The sequence below is a fragment of the Mangrovibacter plantisponsor genome, assembly GCF_003182475.1.
Taxonomy (GTDB): domain Bacteria; phylum Pseudomonadota; class Gammaproteobacteria; order Enterobacterales; family Enterobacteriaceae; genus Mangrovibacter; species Mangrovibacter plantisponsor.
The window spans coordinates 56876-73409 of the sequence record NZ_QGTS01000003.1; the positions used below are offsets into that span (position 1 = coordinate 56876).

Sequence of the window (16534 nt, forward strand, 5' to 3'; positions counted from 1 at the left end):
GTGTCGAACCTTAGTCGAACCTTCTCATCCTTCCCCATGCTGGAGAATATGCAAAAATATTTATTGGGGTTTAATAAGGATGAATTGGCGAGGATGGTGGTGGGGGAAGGATAACTCGTCACTGCGTTCCTCGCCCTGCGGGCCGTTGCTGAAGCAACGTTCCCTCACATACGTTCGGGTCGAACCTTAGTCGAAGCTTCTCATCCTTCCCCGTGCTGGAGAATATGCAAAAATATTTACTGGGATTTAATAAGGATGAACTTGTGAGGATGGTGGTGGGGGAAGGATAACTCGTCACTGCGTTCCTCGCCCTGCGGGCCGTTGCTGAAGCAACGTTTCCTCACATACGTTCGGGTCGAACCTTAGTCGAACCTTCTCATCCTTCCCCATGCTGGAGAATATGCAAAAATATTTATTGGGGTTTAATAAGGATGAATTGGCGAGGATGGTGGTGGGGGAAGGATAACTCGTCACTGCGTTCCTCGCCCTGCGGGCCGTTGCTGAAGCAACGTTCCCTCACATACGTTCGGGTCGAACCTTAGTCGAAGCTTCTCATCCTTCCCCGTGCTGGAGAATATGCAAAAATATTTACTGGGATTTAATAAGGATGAACTTGTGAGGATGGTGGTGGGGGAAGGATTCGAACCTTCGAAGTCGATGACGGCAGATTTACAGTCTGCTCCCTTTGGCCGCTCGGGAACCCCACCAAATTGTAGAAAACTAACCAACGATTAAAACTAAACTCGACACCCGTCACTCAACATTCAAGTGAAGATGGTGGTGGGGGAAGGATTCGAACCTTCGAAGTCGATGACGGCAGATTTACAGTCTGCTCCCTTTGGCCGCTCGGGAACCCCACCACTGGCCTGCTTCCTGATTAGGAAGCGGGGCGCATAATATCAAATGAAACGGCGCTGTAAAGCCCCGTTTTCATGAAAATGAACTGTTTGCATGCTTTTTGCCCATAAAGCATTAAAACCAAACAGTTCATTATTTGTAGTCAGAGAATAATTGTACGGTTACCGTAAACAAAGACACGCTGAGACAGCACTTTATCCAGAGCACGGCTCAGCACATTCTTTTCAACATCCCGTCCGGCTTTCATCATTTCTTCTGCGGTGAAGGTATGATCAACATTAATCACATCCTGCATAATGATTGGGCCTTCATCCAGGTGGTCATTAACATAGTGGGCGGTGGCACCAATTATCTTAACACCACGCTCATAGGCCTGGTGGTATGGACGGGCACCAATAAATGCCGGCAGGAAGGAGTGGTGAATATTGATGATTTTATTTGAGAAGCGCGAGACAAACGAAGGCGTCAATACACGCATATATTTAGCCAGAACCACATAATCAGGCTCATGAGCTTCAATGGCATCAGCCATCAGTTTATCGTGCTCTTCACGTGTCACACCTTCGTGGCTAACCAGTTCAAAAGGAATATCGAAGCGTTCGACCAGCGTGCGCAACGTGTCGTGGTTACCAATTACGGCTGCAATTTCTACATCCAGGCCACCAAATGATGCTTTCATCAGCAGGTCACCAAGACAATGGGCTTCTTTGGTAACCAAAATGACGATGCGGCGGCGCCCGGCAGGGTTGAGTTCGCGCACAGAACCTTCTGGTAAGGCACTGTCTAAATCAGCCAGTAAAGTGACATCATTAAATATACCTTCCAGCTCGGTACGCATAAAAAATCGTCCGGTACGATGGTCCACGAACTCATTATTGTGAACAATATTAAGTTCGTGCTTATAGCAAATGTTGGTAATACGGGCGATAAGACCTTTCTGGTCGGGACAAATAGTTCTCAGTACTTTTCGTTGTAGCGCTTGCATCGCAAGGTCAATCCTGTTGAATGGTGTTTGCATAAATGAGTATTGTTAGTGCGAATCAGCGACCACAACACTTCTTGAATTTTTTCCCGGAGCCACAAGGGCACGGGTCATTGCGACCAAACTCAGGCCGCATTCCGTCAATATAATACCACTGACCGTTTTGATTTAAGAACCTGGAACGTTCAATTATTGCGCTGTCATGTTGCTTATCACGATAGCGGGCGACAAAACTAACAAAACCTTCATTGTCATGGTTGCCTTTTTGTGTGGCAAAAATAGTCAACCCCAACCACTCTGTTTGTTCAAAACCCGCCAGTAAATCATGACGTAACTGCTCTGCATGGCAATCCGGATGCCAGGTATTAATGAGGTAATCCGCATTTTTAAGCACAAAAGCACAATAGCGAGAGCGCATTAATTGTTCCGGTGTTTGTGCAACCGCGCTACCGGCCAGGAAGGGGCCGCAACATGCGCTATACTCCAAACCGCTATGACAAAGACATTCCGATGACACAAAACACTCCTGTTTTAAACATACATTCACAATTAAGTGACAGTTAAATAATATACTAACGTAATGAGGTGTGATGCTACGGCATGTTAACAGGGGACACCAGATAAACAGATGAGACAAACTAAGATTGGTCTGGCTTTAGGTTCAGGCGCAGCAAAAGGATGGGCTCATATTGGCGTTATTCGGGGCCTTGAACAGGCAGGCATCCATGCGGATATTATCGCCGGGTGCTCTATTGGTTCGTTGGTTGGCGCAGCTTATGCCTGTAATTCACTGGATTCCCTGGAAAAGTGGGTGCGGTCATTCAGTTACTGGGATGTTTTAAGACTAATGGATGTTTCCTGGCGCCGGGGCGGGTTACTGCGTGGCGAACGTGTGTTTAAGCAAGTCAGGCAGCATATTCCAGCCCGGCACATTGAAGAATGCCTGGTCCGTTTTGCAACTGTCGCAACCAACCTGAGCACGGGGCGAGAAATCTGGTTCACCAAAGGGGATTTGCACGGTGCTGTGCGCGCTTCCTGCAGCATACCGGGGTTATTATCTCCCGTGCGCCATAAAGGCTACTGGTTGGTTGACGGTGGTGTAGTCAACCCGGTACCTGTTTCTCTGGCCAGAGCATTAGGGGCGGATATCGTTATTGCGGTTGATTTGCAGCATGATGCACATTTGATTCAGCAGAACCTGTTAACCTCGCGTCAGAATGAGGAACACGTACCGGTACACTGGAAAGATAAGGTATTAACCCGACTCGGTTTCGTGTCACCGCCACACCATCAGCAGCCCCCCGGGGCGCTGGAAATCATGACAACATCCATTCAGGTGCTGGAAAACCGCCTGAAACTAAGCCGTATGGCAGGCGACCCACCAGAGGTGACGCTTCAACCTTTTTGCCCACAAATATCAACGCTGGATTTCCATCGGGCAAAAGAAGCTATTGATGCTGGCAGGCTGGCGGTTGAAAAACACCTGGATGAGTTGCTTCCTTTGGTGAAAAGCAATGATTAACAGCATATTTACATTTCTTCAGTTCATTCTGAGAGGCGCAACCCCGCATACCATGCCACTATTATCGTATCATCAGGCAAGGGAGGGAGCATGACTCAACCGCTGCACGGAAAACTGATTTTGATAGTTGAAGACGAGCCTGTTTTCCGCGCGATGCTGGATGGATGGTTAGCTTCGTTGGGTGCCAATACGCTGTTAGCCGAAGACGGCATTGATGCCCTTGAGAAAATGTCCCTGCAGCCACCTGATTTGCTGATTTGCGATCTGGCTATGCCAAGGATGAACGGGCTTGAGTTTATTGAACAGATTCGCAACCGTGGGGATCAGACGCCTGTGCTGATTATCTCCGCAACAGATAATATGTCGGACATCGCCAGCGCGCTTCGGTTGGGGGTACAAGATGTATTACTCAAACCTATTAAAAACTTTGCCAACTTAAAAGAAACAGTTTATGCCTGCCTCTATCCTGCGATGTTCAATTCCAGAGTAGAAGAAGAGGAGCAACTGTTTGATGACTGGGATGCACTGGTGCGCAACCCCGGTGCCGCGGCCAAACTGTTAAAAGAGCTTCAACCTCCGTTACGCCAACATATCTCCGGGTGTGAATTGTCATATCACCAATTGGTGTTGGCAGATAAACCAGGGCTGGTGCTGGATGTAGCGCCTTTGTCTGCGCAGGATCTGGCTTTTTACTGCCTTGATGTTACGCGTGCCGGAGATAACGGCGTACTTGCTGCATTACTTCTGCGTTCGTTGTTCAACAGCTTGTTGCAGGAACAATTATCCCGGCAAGGGCAACGTTTGCCTGAATTAGGTCCATTATTAAAAAAAGTTAACCAGTTATTACGTAAAGCGAATCTTTCCGGACAATTCCCCTTGATGGTGGGTTATTACCATTCAGAGCTAAAAAATTTAATTTTAGTTTCTGCCGGGCTTAATGCGCAGTTGAAATCAGGTGACCATCAGATTCAGTTAAGTAATGGTGTTCCTTTGGGCACATTAGGCAATGCTTACCTTAACCAATTAAGCCACCGTTGTGATGCCTGGCAGTGCCGTGTTTGGGGCGCGGGCGGGCATTTGCGCTTAATGTTGCACACGGAATGAGCAAAATAAAGTTTCATTACAGATAGCTTTTCCCGCTATCTGTTCCCAGTGGTAATATCTGCAACAGCTTCTTCGTATTTGTCTTAAATTACAGGTGCAACGAGTATTAAGCCGCAGATTTTTAATTCAAGCTGATATACTCAAACGCGTTTATATTGACGAGCAAGTTTAAAACTTGAACAGTCCAGGAGATATTTTAATGGCTGCTATTAAATCGAAAGTAAGGAAAGCAGTAATCCCGGTTGCCGGTCTTGGCACCCGCATGCTGCCAGCAACAAAAGCAATCCCGAAAGAAATGCTGCCGCTGGTGGATAAACCACTGATCCAATATGTGGTTAATGAATGTATTGCAGCCGGCATTACCGAAATTGTACTGGTCACTCACTCATCAAAAAACTCCATTGAAAACCACTTCGATACCAGTTTTGAACTGGAAGCTATGCTGGAAAAACGTGTAAAACGCCAGTTGCTGGAAGAGGTTCAGTCAATTTGCCCGCCACACGTAACAATTATGCAGGTTCGCCAGGGCCTGGCTAAAGGTTTGGGGCATGCAGTGCTTTGCGCGCATCCGGTTGTGGGTGATGAGCCGGTTGCGGTTATCCTCCCTGATGTCATTCTGGATGAATACGAATCAGACCTTTCCCGCGATAACCTTGCTGACATGATTAGCCGTTTCGATGAAACAGGTCACAGCCAGATTATGGTTGAACCTGTTGAAGATGTAACGGCATATGGTGTGGTTGACTGCCAGGGCGCAACGCTCAAACCAGGTGATAGTGTGCCAATGGTTGGTGTAGTTGAAAAACCGAAAGCAGAAGTTGCGCCTTCTAATCTTGCCGTTGTTGGTCGTTATGTATTAAGCGCAGATATCTGGCCGTTACTGTCCAAAACACCTCCAGGTGCTGGTGACGAAATTCAGCTGACTGACTCCATTGACATGCTTATTGCCAAAGAAACTGTAGAGGCTTACCACATGAAAGGTAAAAGCCATGACTGCGGTAACAAACTTGGTTATATGCAGGCGTTTGTTGAGTACGGTTTGCGCCACAAAGTATTAGGGCCTGACTTTAAAGCCTGGCTTGATGCGACAGTCGGCGGCAAAAAGTAATTTTTTTCAACCCAGGATAATGCAATGAAAGTTACCGTTTTTGGGATTGGGTATGTTGGTCTTGTCCAGGCGGCAGTGCTTGCTGAAGTCGGTCACGATGTTATGTGTATCGATGTGGATGAAGCCAAAGTAGAAAATCTGAAAAAAGGAGTTATCCCAATTTATGAACCTGGCCTGACTCCATTAGTTATGAAGAACTATGAGGAAGGCCGCCTGCAATTCAGTACTGATGCGCAGGCTGGGGTAAGCCATGGGGTGATTCAGTTTATTGCGGTTGGTACACCTCCTGACGAAGACGGTTCCGCAGACCTGAAGTATGTCACAGCAGTTGCGCGGACTATCGCGCAACACATGACTGCTCATAAAGTTGTGCTGGATAAATCAACGGTGCCGGTAGGTACTGCAGATAAAGTCCGTGATGCGATGCAGGCCGTGCTGAATGAACGTGGTGTTGAATACCCGTTTGATGTCGTCTCTAACCCTGAGTTTCTAAAAGAAGGTGCTGCGGTAGCTGACTGTATGCGTCCTGAACGTATTGTAATTGGTACGGATAACGATGAAGTGGTTAACATACTGCGTGAGCTGTATGAACCCTTTAACCGTAACCATGACCGTATGATTCTAATGGATATCCGTAGCGCAGAACTGACGAAGTATGCCGCGAACTGTATGCTGGCTACCAAAATCAGCTTTATGAATGAAATCGCCAACCTTGCTGAGCATTTAGGCGCGGATATAGAAAAAGTACGCCAGGGGATTGGTTCCGATTCCCGTATCGGGTATCACTTTATTTACCCCGGTTGTGGTTATGGTGGTTCCTGTTTCCCGAAAGATGTGCAGGCATTGATCCGTACTTCTGAGCATATCGGTTACACGCCTCGTTTATTGCAGGCCGTTGAAACTGTAAACAATGAGCAGAAGAAAAAATTGCCGTCCTTCGTTGTCCGTCATTTTGGTGACGACCTGAAAGGTAAAACCTTTGCTGTTTGGGGGTTATCGTTCAAGCCTAATACGGATGATATGCGTGAAGCGTCCAGCCGGGTTTTACTGGAAACGCTGTGGGAAAAAGGTGCCAAAGTGCAGGCATTTGACCCGGAAGCGATGGATGAAACGCAGCGTATCTACGGTCATCGCGATGATTTGTCATTAATGGGTACTAAGGAAGCGGCCCTGCATAATGCAGATGCGCTTATTATTTGTACTGAGTGGCAGAATTTCCGGGCGCCGGACTTCGATTTATTAAAAAATACACTCAAACACCCAGTTATCTTTGATGGTCGTAACCTGTATGATCCAGAGAGATTGAATAAGCGTGGCTTCGTTTATTACGCGATTGGTCGCGGAGAATCAATTAATCTGAAAAAATAACGAGGGTTGTATGAAATTTCTGGTAACCGGCGCAGCGGGATTTATTGGGTTCCATGTCTGTAAGCGACTCCTGGCGGCCGGTCACCAGGTTATCGGTATCGATAACCTGAATGACTATTATGATGTCAGCCTCAAACAGGCTCGCCTCGATTTACTTGCCCCACACGCAGCATTCCAGTTCCAAAAAATAGACCTCGCAGACAGGCAGTCAATAGCCACATTGTTTGCAGAGGGAAGTTTTGACCGGGTAATTCATCTTGCAGCCCAGGCCGGGGTACGTTATTCCCTGGAAAACCCTCATGCCTACGCAGATGCAAACCTGACTGGTCATTTGAATATTCTCGAAGGGTGCCGTCACAACCAGGTTAAGCATCTGTTATATGCTTCCTCCAGCTCAGTTTATGGTTTGAACCGAAAATTACCGTTCTCTGTAGAGGATTCCGTTGATCATCCGGTATCACTCTATGCCGCAACGAAGAAAGCAAATGAACTGATGTCTCACAGCTATGCACATTTATATGGCATTCCTGTTACCGGTTTGCGCTTTTTTACGGTATATGGCCCCTGGGGGCGTCCTGATATGGCATTGTTCAAATTCACCAAAGCCATGCTGGAAGATAAAGCAATCGATGTATATAACCACGGTAAAATGCGCCGTGACTTTACTTACATTGATGACATTGTTGAGTCTATCTTTCGTTTACAGGATATTGTGCCGGAGCCTAATCCTGAGTGGACTGTGGAGTCTGGTAGCCCTGCAGAAAGTTCAGCACCATACCGGGTATACAATATTGGTAACAGCTCTCCTGTTGCGCTGATGGATTATATTTCTGCGCTGGAAAACGCTCTGGGGATAACGGCCAGAAAAAATATGCTGCCGATGCAGGCGGGTGATGTTTTAGAGACCAGCGCTGATACCCGTGCACTTTACGACACAATTGGTTTTAAACCCCAGATGTCAGTGGAAGAGGGTGTAAAACATTTCGTTGACTGGTACCGCGCATTTTATCAGCAGTAAGCTGCAATGTGCCTCTCAAAGTTTTGAGGGGCTAAACTCGCAGAATATGAACACCAGATGTGAAATTGCACCATAAGCTGAATTATTAAATATATCTACTGTTCATGGCAGCAACAAAAAAAGAACCGCTTTGCGGTTCTTTTTTAATGGTACAACAATCGATGATTTGATTATTCTTTAATCAGGAAATCATCCAGGCTTTTGCCTTGTTCGTCCATTGCTTTTTTGATAACAGCAGGGGTACGACCCTGGCCTGTCCAGGTTTTGGTTTCGCCGTTTTCGTCAACATAGCTATATTTAGCCGGACGTGCAGCACGTTTAGCTTTGCCGGTGGTTTTGCCGCTGCTCATTGAGTTCAGCAGTTCATTAGGATCAATACCATCAGCAATCAGCATTTCGCGATATTGCTGCAGCTTGCGGGTACGTTCTTCAATTTCAGCAGCTGCTGCGCTTTCTTCTTCGCGACGTTCATTTACGACAACTTCTAATTTTTCCAGCATCTCTTCCAGAGTTTCCAGAGTGCATTCTCTGGCCTGCGCACGAAGAGTACGGATGTTGTTCAGAATTTTAAGTGCTTCGCTCATTGTAGTAATCTCAAACTTATATTGGGGGTGGCTTGTTGGGCTAATAATAGAGCCTTAATTTATACAGTGCAATAGGTGTGAATGTAAGGAAATCAAAATAACGCGATATGCATCCATTTTTTAACTAATAACTTTAAAAAATGACCGTTATAAAAACCCGGCGCAGGGAGTATCAGCAACATCCCTTTTCCCATTATGGCTAATACCAAACACGTTTTGTAATAGAATTTAGCTTCTTTAATATCACTCTTTTGTATTATCTATAGATAAACCACTCAGATTGTTAAGACTTTCATTATGGAAAATTACTTTTCCATTCAGTTAGTAGCATCAGTGCAGAGCATAAATTCACCATTACAGGTAGTTCCTCTCCGCTTCAGTTCATGTTTTGCTAACTTCACAGTGCAGGGTTGTTTAGCAACCGTTTACTAAACGGATGTTGTATGGAGAGTAATCATTTGCACAAAGTCAGCTGGAATGAGTAATGAAAATCAAATTTTCGCCAGTGAATATAAGATAAATGTGACACCCAATGCCCCTGGCGGGAGCAAGGAAAAAGCTCCATAGCAACCGGAGTATGGTAAACTGCGCGCGTATTGTGTGTTGAAAGGTTTATTCATTCATGGCTCAGCTCTATTTTTACTACTCTGCAATGAACGCCGGGAAATCAACGGCATTGCTGCAATCCTCTTACAATTACCAGGAACGTGGGATGCGCAGCCTGGTATATACAGCAGAAATTGATGATCGCTTCGGTGCTGGCAAGGTGAGTTCACGTATTGGCCTGTCTTCGCCAGCGCAGTTGTATAACAATACGACGGATCTATTCACTGAAATTCGTGATTCCGCTGCACAGTCACCATTACATTGTGTATTAGTTGATGAAAGTCAATTTTTGACACGTGAACAAGTTCGGCAATTGTCTGACGTGGTTGATAACCTGGATATTCCTGTACTGTGCTATGGGTTACGAACTGATTTTCGTGGGGAATTATTTAGCGGCAGTCAATATTTGCTCGCATGGGCAGATAAGCTGGTTGAGTTGAAGACTATTTGTTTTTGTGGGCGGAAAGCTAGTATGGTTTTGCGTCTGGATGAGTCCGGCAGGCCATATAATGAAGGCCAGCAGGTAGTTATTGGGGGCAATGAGCGTTATGTTTCTGTTTGCCGTAAACACTATAAAGACGCAATTATTCACGGCGCCTTGCCCGGTATTCAGAAAAAGCTTAACTAAATCTAATAAGTTGCCTGGCTCAATCATGTGCTAATTAAACCAACCGGCTTCACGTCGTCCTGGCGGAATGCCGGTTGCTGGCAAGGGTGAATCACCCGGAATGATGCCCTGGTGTAATCGCTTCTGCCAGCCTGTACAGGCCGTTTTGATAAATGGCAGTACAAGTCATCAGGTGAACTATCGCAGCCGTGTACAGCCCTCGCAGGCCCTCTCATTTGCTCCCTTAGCAAACCAGATTAACGGTAACTTCCATTTACTGTTCCCGTGCTATCTAATCGCTGTGGTATTTAATCGCTGTGCCTTGTGTATATGAACCTGTATCAGCAATAAATATGCGTTCAAATACAGAGGCAGGAACCATGCAGCGAGCACTGAGAGTACTTGAGCAGGGGAGTACAACGGGAAGGGCTTACAGCGCATTTGAAGGGTAAAACAGCAAATGACAGATAAAAAAGAACCCGCCGTAGCGGGTTCAAAATCCATGTCGTTTTAACCGATGTTAAGCGGTTTTTTTGGCTTTTTTATCAGCCTTTTCTGCTTTAGGTGCAACTGCTTTTTCTGCTGGTTTGCCTTCTACGTATTCACGACCATAGAAAGTATCCAGAAGAATCTGTTTCAGCTCGGAGATCAGCGGGTAACGCGGGTTAGCGCCAGTACACTGGTCATCGAATGCATCTTCAGACAGTTTATCGACATGAGCAAGGAAGTCGGCTTCCTGAACACCCGCTTCGCGGATAGATTTAGGAATACCCAGTTCAGCCTTAATGCTTTCCAGCCATGCAAGCAGTTTCTCAATTTTCGCAGCAGTGCGGTCACCAGGAGCGCTCAGGCCCAAATGGTCAGCAATTTCTGCGTAACGACGGCGTGCCTGCGGACGGTCGTACTGGCTAAATGCAGTCTGTTTGGTTGGGTTATCGTTGGCGTTATAACGAATAACGTTAGCGATTAACAGGGCGTTTGCCAGACCGTGAGGAATATGGAACTGAGAGCCCAGTTTGTGAGCCATAGAGTGGCAAACACCCAGGAAGGCGTTGGCAAACGCGATACCTGCGATGGTTGCAGCACTGTGAACACGTTCACGCGCTACCGGGTTTTTAGAACCTTCGTGATAAGAAGCCGGCAGGTTTTCTTTCAACAGTTTCAGAGCCTGCAGAGCCTGGCCATCGGAGAACTCAGATGCCAGCACAGAAACATAGGCTTCCAGTGCGTGAGTTACTGCATCAAGGCCGCCAAATGCACACAGTGACTTCGGCATATCCATAACCAGATTGGCGTCGACAATAGCCATATCAGGAGTCAGTGCGTAGTCAGCTAACGGATATTTCTGACCGGTAGCATCATCGGTTACCACTGCAAACGGAGTAACTTCAGAACCAGTACCAGAAGTAGTGGTGACAGCGATCATTTTCGCTTTCACGCCCATTTTCGGGAATTTATAGATACGTTTACGGATATCCATGAAACGCAGAGCCAGTTCTTCGAAGTGAGTTTCCGGATGTTCGTACATCACCCACATGATCTTAGCCGCATCCATCGGAGAACCACCACCCAGGGCGATGATAACGTCTGGTTTGAAGGAATTAGCCAGTTCAGCACCTTTACGAACAACAGTCAGTGTTGGGTCAGCTTCAACTTCAAAGAACACTTCAGTTTCAACACCAGCAGCTTTCAGTACAGAAGTAATCTGGTCAGCATAACCATTGTTGAACAAGAAACGGTCGGTCACGATCAGAGCACGTTTGTGACCATCAGTAATCACTTCATCTAACGCGACGGGCAGTGAACCACGGCGGAAGTAGATAGATTTCGGAAGTTTATGCCACAACATGTTTTCAGCTCGCTTAGCAACGGTTTTCTTGTTGATCAGGTGTTTAGGACCAACGTTTTCAGAGATGGAGTTACCACCCCAGGAACCACAACCCAGCGTCAGGGAAGGTGCGAGTTTAAAGTTGTACAGGTCACCAATACCACCCTGTGAAGCCGGGGTGTTGATCAGAATACGTGCGGTTTTCATCATTTGGCCGAAGAAAGCAACACGTTCTGGTTGGTTGTCCTGGTCAGTGTACAGGCAGGATGTGTGACCGATACCGCCCATTGCAACCAATTTTTCTGCTTTATCAACAGCATCTGCAAAATCTTTCGCACGGTACATTGCCAGAGTCGGAGACAATTTTTCGTGTGCAAAAGGTTCGCTTTCATCAACAACGGAAACTTCACCAATCAAAATTTTGGTGGTTTCTGGTACGGTGAAACCAGCGAGTTCAGCAATTTTCACTGCAGGCTGGCCAACAATGGCGGCATTCAGCGCGCCATTTTTCAGGATAACGTCCTGAACGGCTTTAAGCTCTTTACCTTGCAGCATGTAGCCGCCATGGCTGGCAAAGCGTTCACGCACTGCGTCATAAACGGAATCGACAACAACAACAGACTGTTCAGAAGCACAAATCACGCCGTTATCGAAGGTTTTGGACATCAGTACAGAAGCGACAGCGCGTTTAACATCGGCGGTTTCATCGATAACTACCGGAGTGTTACCAGCACCTACACCAATAGCAGGTTTACCGGAACTGTAAGCAGCCTTAACCATGCCCGGGCCACCAGTGGCGAGGATCAGGTTAATATCCGGGTGATGCATTAATGCGTTAGACAGTTCAACAGAAGGTTGGTCTATCCAGCCAATCAAATCTTTTGGTGCGCCAGCAGCGATAGCAGCCTGCAGCACAACATCAGCGGCTTTATTGGTGGCGTCTTTTGCACGAGGGTGCGGAGAGAAGATAATTGCGTTACGGGTTTTAAGGCTGATGAGTGACTTAAAGATAGCAGTAGAAGTCGGGTTGGTAGTCGGGACGATACCACAGATAATGCCGATAGGTTCAGCAATGGTCATAGTGCCGAAAGTGTCGTCTACAGAAAGGACACCACAAGTCTTCTCATCTTTATAGGCGTTATAGATATATTCAGAAGCAAAGTGGTTTTTAATCACTTTATCTTCAATGATACCCATGCCAGATTCAGCAACGGCCATTTTAGCGAGTGGGATACGAGCATCTGCAGCAGCCAGAGCGGCGGCGCGGAAGATTTTATCTACTTGCTCTTGAGTAAAGTTGGCATATTCACGCTGGGCTTTTTTCACTCGTTCTACGAGTGCGTTAAGTTCAGCGACATTAGTAACAGCCATAATGCTCTCCTGATAAATGTTAAACTCTTTTAGTAAACCAGCTGCCCGAGAGTCAGTATAGACAGCGCCAGTTGTATCAAGAAACCATCACTACCAACTATGTTCAGTTTTCTTTAACTTTCTGCTGATTTACTAAAAGAGCCTTACCTTCAACATTACCTGATTGGGTCACTGTTTTTTTCCCTGGCGGCAAGTAAAGATTACTCACATATCAGGGCGTATTTCATGATCCAGGTCAATTTCTATTGAAGCTGACTCCTTTCAGCATAGGAAACGAACATATGTGTTAATGGTGGTTAATTTACTTACAAAACAATTATTTCACACTATCATATATGAAACATGTAAGTAACATGAATGCGGCTAAAATGTAACTTTTTCTAAGGTAATCGGATGAGTACAGTAAATCCCATAGTCTGTTGAAGGTTTTTCATTTAGAGTAGCGCAGTTATTTTCAGCGCGTGAACGGAGCTCTGCGTGACACAATCATTGTTCGATTTATCGACATTTTTTAAGTTCTTTATTGGACTGTTTGCACTGGTCAACCCGGTTGGCATCATTCCGGTATTTATCAGCATGACCAGCTACCAGACAGCGGCGGCAAGAAATAAAACTAACCTGACGGCTAATCTGTCGGTAGCGATTATTTTGTGGACCTCGCTGTTCCTTGGCGATGGCATTCTGCAATTGTTTGGTATCTCAATTGATTCGTTCCGTATTGCCGGAGGTATTCTGGTTGTCACTATTGCGATGTCGATGATCAGCGGGAAACTGGGCGAAGATAAGCAGAATAAACAGGAAAAATCAGAAACGGCCATCCGTGAGAGCGTGGGTGTCGTCCCCCTGGCGTTACCATTAATGGCAGGGCCGGGCGCTATCAGTTCCACTATTGTCTGGGGAACGCGCTATCACACATGGACCTATATGGTCGGGTTTACGCTGTCCATTGCACTTTTTGCGGTGTGCTGCTGGTTTATTTTCAGGCTTGCTCCATGGCTGGTCCGTTTTTTGGGGCAAACGGGTATCAACGTTATCACCCGTATTATGGGCTTGTTACTGATGTCACTTGGTATTGAGTTTATTGTCACCGGGGTGCGTGCGCTTTTCCCCGGTCTGCTCGGGTAAAATTTTTTTAGCCTTGATCACAAAAGCGGAAAAACTTATTCCGCTTTTCCTCTCCTGCGGCGTACACCACCTTGTCTTTCTTTGTACTCACCACGTATAAAACAGTCTGCTTACTATAAGAGAAACTTTTGAAAACACGTAAATTAGTAGCAATGCTGATTAATAATTAGGCGTTCAATTTGTTATTTGAATGACACGACAAATTGGCTCTTGCTGGGGCTTTCCTGAAATGATATTAGTAAAACTCACCTTCGCGCAGACGAATGTACTAAAAATAAGCAGTTGTTAAGTTTTTTGTGGAAAATGAGCAATGTTACAATTTTTACAAATGCACATAGCTCACCCCGTTTTTTTTAATTCTCTGTAATTACAAGGATTGTTCTGCCTTCCAGTGTGTTTTTCGGGAGGTAATTGTGAACGCATTCTTGTAGTGAATGCCTCTCAGTTTAACAAATCTGCAAATTGTATTAGCCTGGCCGGAGTGGGTTTGCTACTTTCCGCCAGAAAAGTCGTCACAGCGTCGTATTGCGCTGGCTTTTACACTTGAACAGAAATCCCCGCCTTTATGACAGGAAAGGTGAGGTGAGAAAGAATCGACACAGGCGGTACTTACAGGTGCGGCCGGTAATAAATGAAGTCGGTGATAGCAGTAAAACAACAATAACCTGGCAGACGCGAAAGCTCCTGCGCTGTACAGGCCCCCAAAGGGGAAAACAGTCTGGCTGTAAAGCCAGTAATTATAATGAGTGGAGTATCAACACAATGTCCGTCATCACGAAAAAAAATCTGGTAGCTGCAGGGATTTTTACTGCGCTATTTGCTGGTAACGTTGCAATGGCTGCGAATGTACCAGCCGGTGTCCAACTGGCAGAAAAACAAACACTGGTTCGTAATAATGGTGCCGAGATCCAGTCGCTGGATCCGCATAAAATTGAAGGTGTGCCGGAAGCTAACGTCAACCGCGATCTGTTTGAAGGCCTTCTGATTACTGATTTGCAAGGTCACCCCGTCCCGGGTGTTGCAGAAAAATGGGAAAATAAAGACTTTAAAGTCTGGACTTTCCACCTGCGTAAAGATGCGAAATGGTCCAATGGTGAACCTGTTACCGCACAAGATTTTGTTTACAGTTGGGAGCGCCTGGCTGACCCGAAGACAGCTTCTCCTTATGAGAGCTACCTGCAATACGGCCACGTAGCCAATATTGACGATATTATTGCCGGGAAAAAAGCGCCAGACACTTTAGGTGTGAAAGCGCTGGATGACCATACACTGGAAGTCACACTGAGTGAGCCAGTGCCTTATTTCTATAAATTGTTAGTTCACGCATCGTTGTCTCCGGTACCAAAAGCCGCAATTGAAAAATACGGTGAAAAGTGGACTCAGCCGGGTAACATCGTTACCAACGGTGCTTACACACTGAAAGACTGGGTGGTGAACGAACGTATCGACCTGGTGCGTAACCCACAATACTGGGACAATGCCAAAACGGTAATTAACCAGGTAACCTACCTGCCAATTTCTTCTGAAGTCACCGATGTTAACCGCTACCGTAGCGGTGAAATTGATATGACTTACAACCAGTTACCGATTGAACTGTTCCAGAAACTGAAAAAAGAAATCCCAAATCAGGTACATGTTGACCCGTATCTGTGCACCTATTACTACGAAATCAACAACCAAAAACCGCCATTCAATGATGTGCGTGTCCGTACTGCGCTTAAGTTGAGCCTGGATCGCGATATCATTGTCAATAAAGTGAAAAACCAGGGCGACCTGCCAGCTTATGGTTACACACCGCCGTATACCGATGGCGCTAAACTGACTCAGCCTGCATGGTTTGGCTGGAGCCAGGCAAAACGTAATGAAGAAGCGCGCAAATTGTTGGAAGAAGCTGGCTTTACTAAAGATAAACCGCTGTCCTTCGACCTGCTTTACAATACGTCTGACCTGCACAAAAAACTGGCTATTGCAGTTTCTTCTATCTGGAAGAAAAACATTGGTGCCAATGTCAAACTGGATAACCAGGAATGGAAAACATTCCTCGACAACCGCCATCAGGGTAACTTCTCGGTTGCGCGTGCTGGTTGGTGTGCAGATTACAATGAACCGAGTTCATTCCTGAATACTATGCTGTCCGACAGCTCTAACAACACCGCACACTATAAGAGTGAAGCCTTTGATAAAATAATGGCTGATACACTGAAAGTGAAAACAGAAGAAGAACGTGCTGAGTTGTATAACAAAGCAGAGCAACAGCTGGACAAAGATTCCGTCATTGTCCCGGTCTATTACTATGTTAACGCCCGCCTGGTGAAACCATGGGTTGGTGGTTATACCGGTAAAGACCCGCTTGATAATGTTTATGTGAAAGATTTGTACATTATCAAACATTAATGGCCGTTTGTGAGGCAGGGCGTTTGCTCTGCCTCACTGTGTCTTATTTCATCGCAGTG

The 16534-nt window shown here is 46.1% G+C and carries 12 protein-coding genes, 2 tRNA genes and 3 other RNA genes; 8 read left to right on the forward strand and 9 right to left on the reverse strand.

The window, feature by feature from the left end; all coding sequences use genetic code 11:
* Positions 1 to 94 precede the first annotated feature (94 nt).
* From DES37_RS05150 to DES37_RS05180, 7 genes are all read right to left on the reverse strand, one after another.
* Positions 95 to 225, reverse strand: a non-coding RNA gene (locus tag DES37_RS05150) — RtT sRNA.
* A gap of 45 nt (positions 226 to 270) precedes the next feature.
* A non-coding RNA gene (locus DES37_RS05155) (RtT sRNA) lies at positions 271 to 401 on the reverse strand.
* A 45-nt stretch (positions 402 to 446) separates the two neighbouring features.
* Positions 447 to 577, reverse strand: a non-coding RNA gene (locus DES37_RS05160) — RtT sRNA.
* A gap of 45 nt (positions 578 to 622) precedes the next feature.
* A tRNA-Tyr gene (locus DES37_RS05165) sits at positions 623 to 707 on the reverse strand.
* 68 nt (positions 708 to 775) lie between these two features.
* Positions 776 to 860: transfer RNA gene (locus DES37_RS05170), tRNA-Tyr, on the reverse strand.
* Positions 861 to 1000: 140 nt separating this feature from the next.
* Entirely contained in the window at positions 1001 to 1843 is an 843-nt protein-coding gene (gene purU / locus DES37_RS05175; protein WP_036105290.1) for a formyltetrahydrofolate deformylase, read from the reverse strand.
* Positions 1844 to 1898: 55 nt separating this feature from the next.
* Complete coding sequence (locus DES37_RS05180; protein ID WP_110025104.1) at positions 1899 to 2357, reverse strand: YchJ family protein; 459 nt, start codon at positions 2355 to 2357, stop codon at positions 1899 to 1901.
* A 111-nt stretch (positions 2358 to 2468) separates the two neighbouring features.
* Here DES37_RS05180 and rssA point away from each other — a divergent pair, with 111 nt between their 5' ends.
* From rssA to DES37_RS05205, 5 genes are all read left to right on the forward strand, one after another.
* Entirely contained in the window at positions 2469 to 3362 is an 894-nt protein-coding gene (gene rssA, locus DES37_RS05185; RefSeq protein ID WP_110025105.1) for a patatin-like phospholipase RssA, read from the forward strand.
* A 90-nt stretch (positions 3363 to 3452) separates the two neighbouring features.
* On the forward strand, positions 3453 to 4466 hold the full coding sequence (gene rssB / locus DES37_RS05190) for a two-component system response regulator RssB (protein ID WP_036105300.1): 1014 nt from the start codon (positions 3453 to 3455) through the stop codon (positions 4464 to 4466).
* Between the two features lie 199 nt (positions 4467 to 4665).
* Positions 4666 to 5574: a UTP--glucose-1-phosphate uridylyltransferase GalU gene (gene galU, locus DES37_RS05195; RefSeq protein ID WP_036105304.1), complete on the forward strand. Its 909-nt coding sequence runs from the start codon at positions 4666 to 4668 to the stop codon at positions 5572 to 5574.
* A gap of 24 nt (positions 5575 to 5598) precedes the next feature.
* Positions 5599 to 6942, forward strand: a complete 1344-nt coding sequence (locus tag DES37_RS05200) for a UDP-glucose dehydrogenase family protein (protein ID WP_110025106.1) — start codon at positions 5599 to 5601, stop codon at positions 6940 to 6942.
* A 10-nt stretch (positions 6943 to 6952) separates the two neighbouring features.
* On the forward strand, positions 6953 to 7960 hold the full coding sequence (locus DES37_RS05205; protein ID WP_110025107.1) for an NAD-dependent epimerase: 1008 nt from the start codon (positions 6953 to 6955) through the stop codon (positions 7958 to 7960).
* A gap of 170 nt (positions 7961 to 8130) precedes the next feature.
* Here DES37_RS05205 and hns read toward each other — a convergent pair whose 3' ends face one another.
* The gene (gene hns, locus DES37_RS05210) at positions 8131 to 8544 is read right to left on the reverse strand and encodes a histone-like nucleoid-structuring protein H-NS (protein ID WP_036105313.1); all 414 of its coding nucleotides are present in this window, start codon (positions 8542 to 8544) and stop codon (positions 8131 to 8133) included.
* Positions 8545 to 9166: 622 nt separating this feature from the next.
* Between hns and tdk the strand changes: the two genes are divergently transcribed.
* A complete protein-coding gene (gene tdk / locus DES37_RS05215; RefSeq protein ID WP_036105316.1) occupies positions 9167 to 9778 on the forward strand; it encodes a thymidine kinase in 612 nt (203 codons plus the stop codon).
* A gap of 499 nt (positions 9779 to 10277) precedes the next feature.
* Here tdk and adhE read toward each other — a convergent pair whose 3' ends face one another.
* A complete protein-coding gene (gene adhE / locus DES37_RS05220) occupies positions 10278 to 12956 on the reverse strand; it encodes a bifunctional acetaldehyde-CoA/alcohol dehydrogenase (protein WP_036105317.1) in 2679 nt (892 codons plus the stop codon).
* Positions 12957 to 13433: 477 nt separating this feature from the next.
* On the opposite strand from adhE, the gene DES37_RS05225 reads away from it, so the two are divergent.
* Both DES37_RS05225 and oppA read left to right on the forward strand, forming a co-directional pair.
* Positions 13434 to 14081: a YchE family NAAT transporter gene (locus tag DES37_RS05225; RefSeq protein WP_036105320.1), complete on the forward strand. Its 648-nt coding sequence runs from the start codon at positions 13434 to 13436 to the stop codon at positions 14079 to 14081.
* Between the two features lie 762 nt (positions 14082 to 14843).
* Entirely contained in the window at positions 14844 to 16475 is a 1632-nt protein-coding gene (gene oppA / locus DES37_RS05230; protein ID WP_036105323.1) for an oligopeptide ABC transporter substrate-binding protein OppA, read from the forward strand.
* The last annotated feature ends 59 nt before the right edge of the window (positions 16476 to 16534 follow it).

Coding starts and splice junctions, on each gene's coding strand:
- purU (WP_036105290.1), bottom strand. CDS start 1,843: ATGCAAGCGCTACAACGAAAAGTACTGAGAACTATTTGTCCCGACCAG.
- rssA (WP_110025105.1), top strand. CDS start 2,469: ATGAGACAAACTAAGATTGGTCTGGCTTTAGGTTCAGGCGCAGCAAAA.
- rssB (WP_036105300.1), top strand. CDS start 3,453: ATGACTCAACCGCTGCACGGAAAACTGATTTTGATAGTTGAAGACGAG.
- galU (WP_036105304.1), top strand. CDS start 4,666: ATGGCTGCTATTAAATCGAAAGTAAGGAAAGCAGTAATCCCGGTTGCC.
- DES37_RS05200 (WP_110025106.1), top strand. CDS start 5,599: ATGAAAGTTACCGTTTTTGGGATTGGGTATGTTGGTCTTGTCCAGGCG.
- DES37_RS05205 (WP_110025107.1), top strand. CDS start 6,953: ATGAAATTTCTGGTAACCGGCGCAGCGGGATTTATTGGGTTCCATGTC.
- hns (WP_036105313.1), bottom strand. CDS start 8,544: ATGAGCGAAGCACTTAAAATTCTGAACAACATCCGTACTCTTCGTGCG.
- tdk (WP_036105316.1), top strand. CDS start 9,167: ATGGCTCAGCTCTATTTTTACTACTCTGCAATGAACGCCGGGAAATCA.
- adhE (WP_036105317.1), bottom strand. CDS start 12,956: ATGGCTGTTACTAATGTCGCTGAACTTAACGCACTCGTAGAACGAGTG.
- oppA (WP_036105323.1), top strand. CDS start 14,844: ATGTCCGTCATCACGAAAAAAAATCTGGTAGCTGCAGGGATTTTTACT.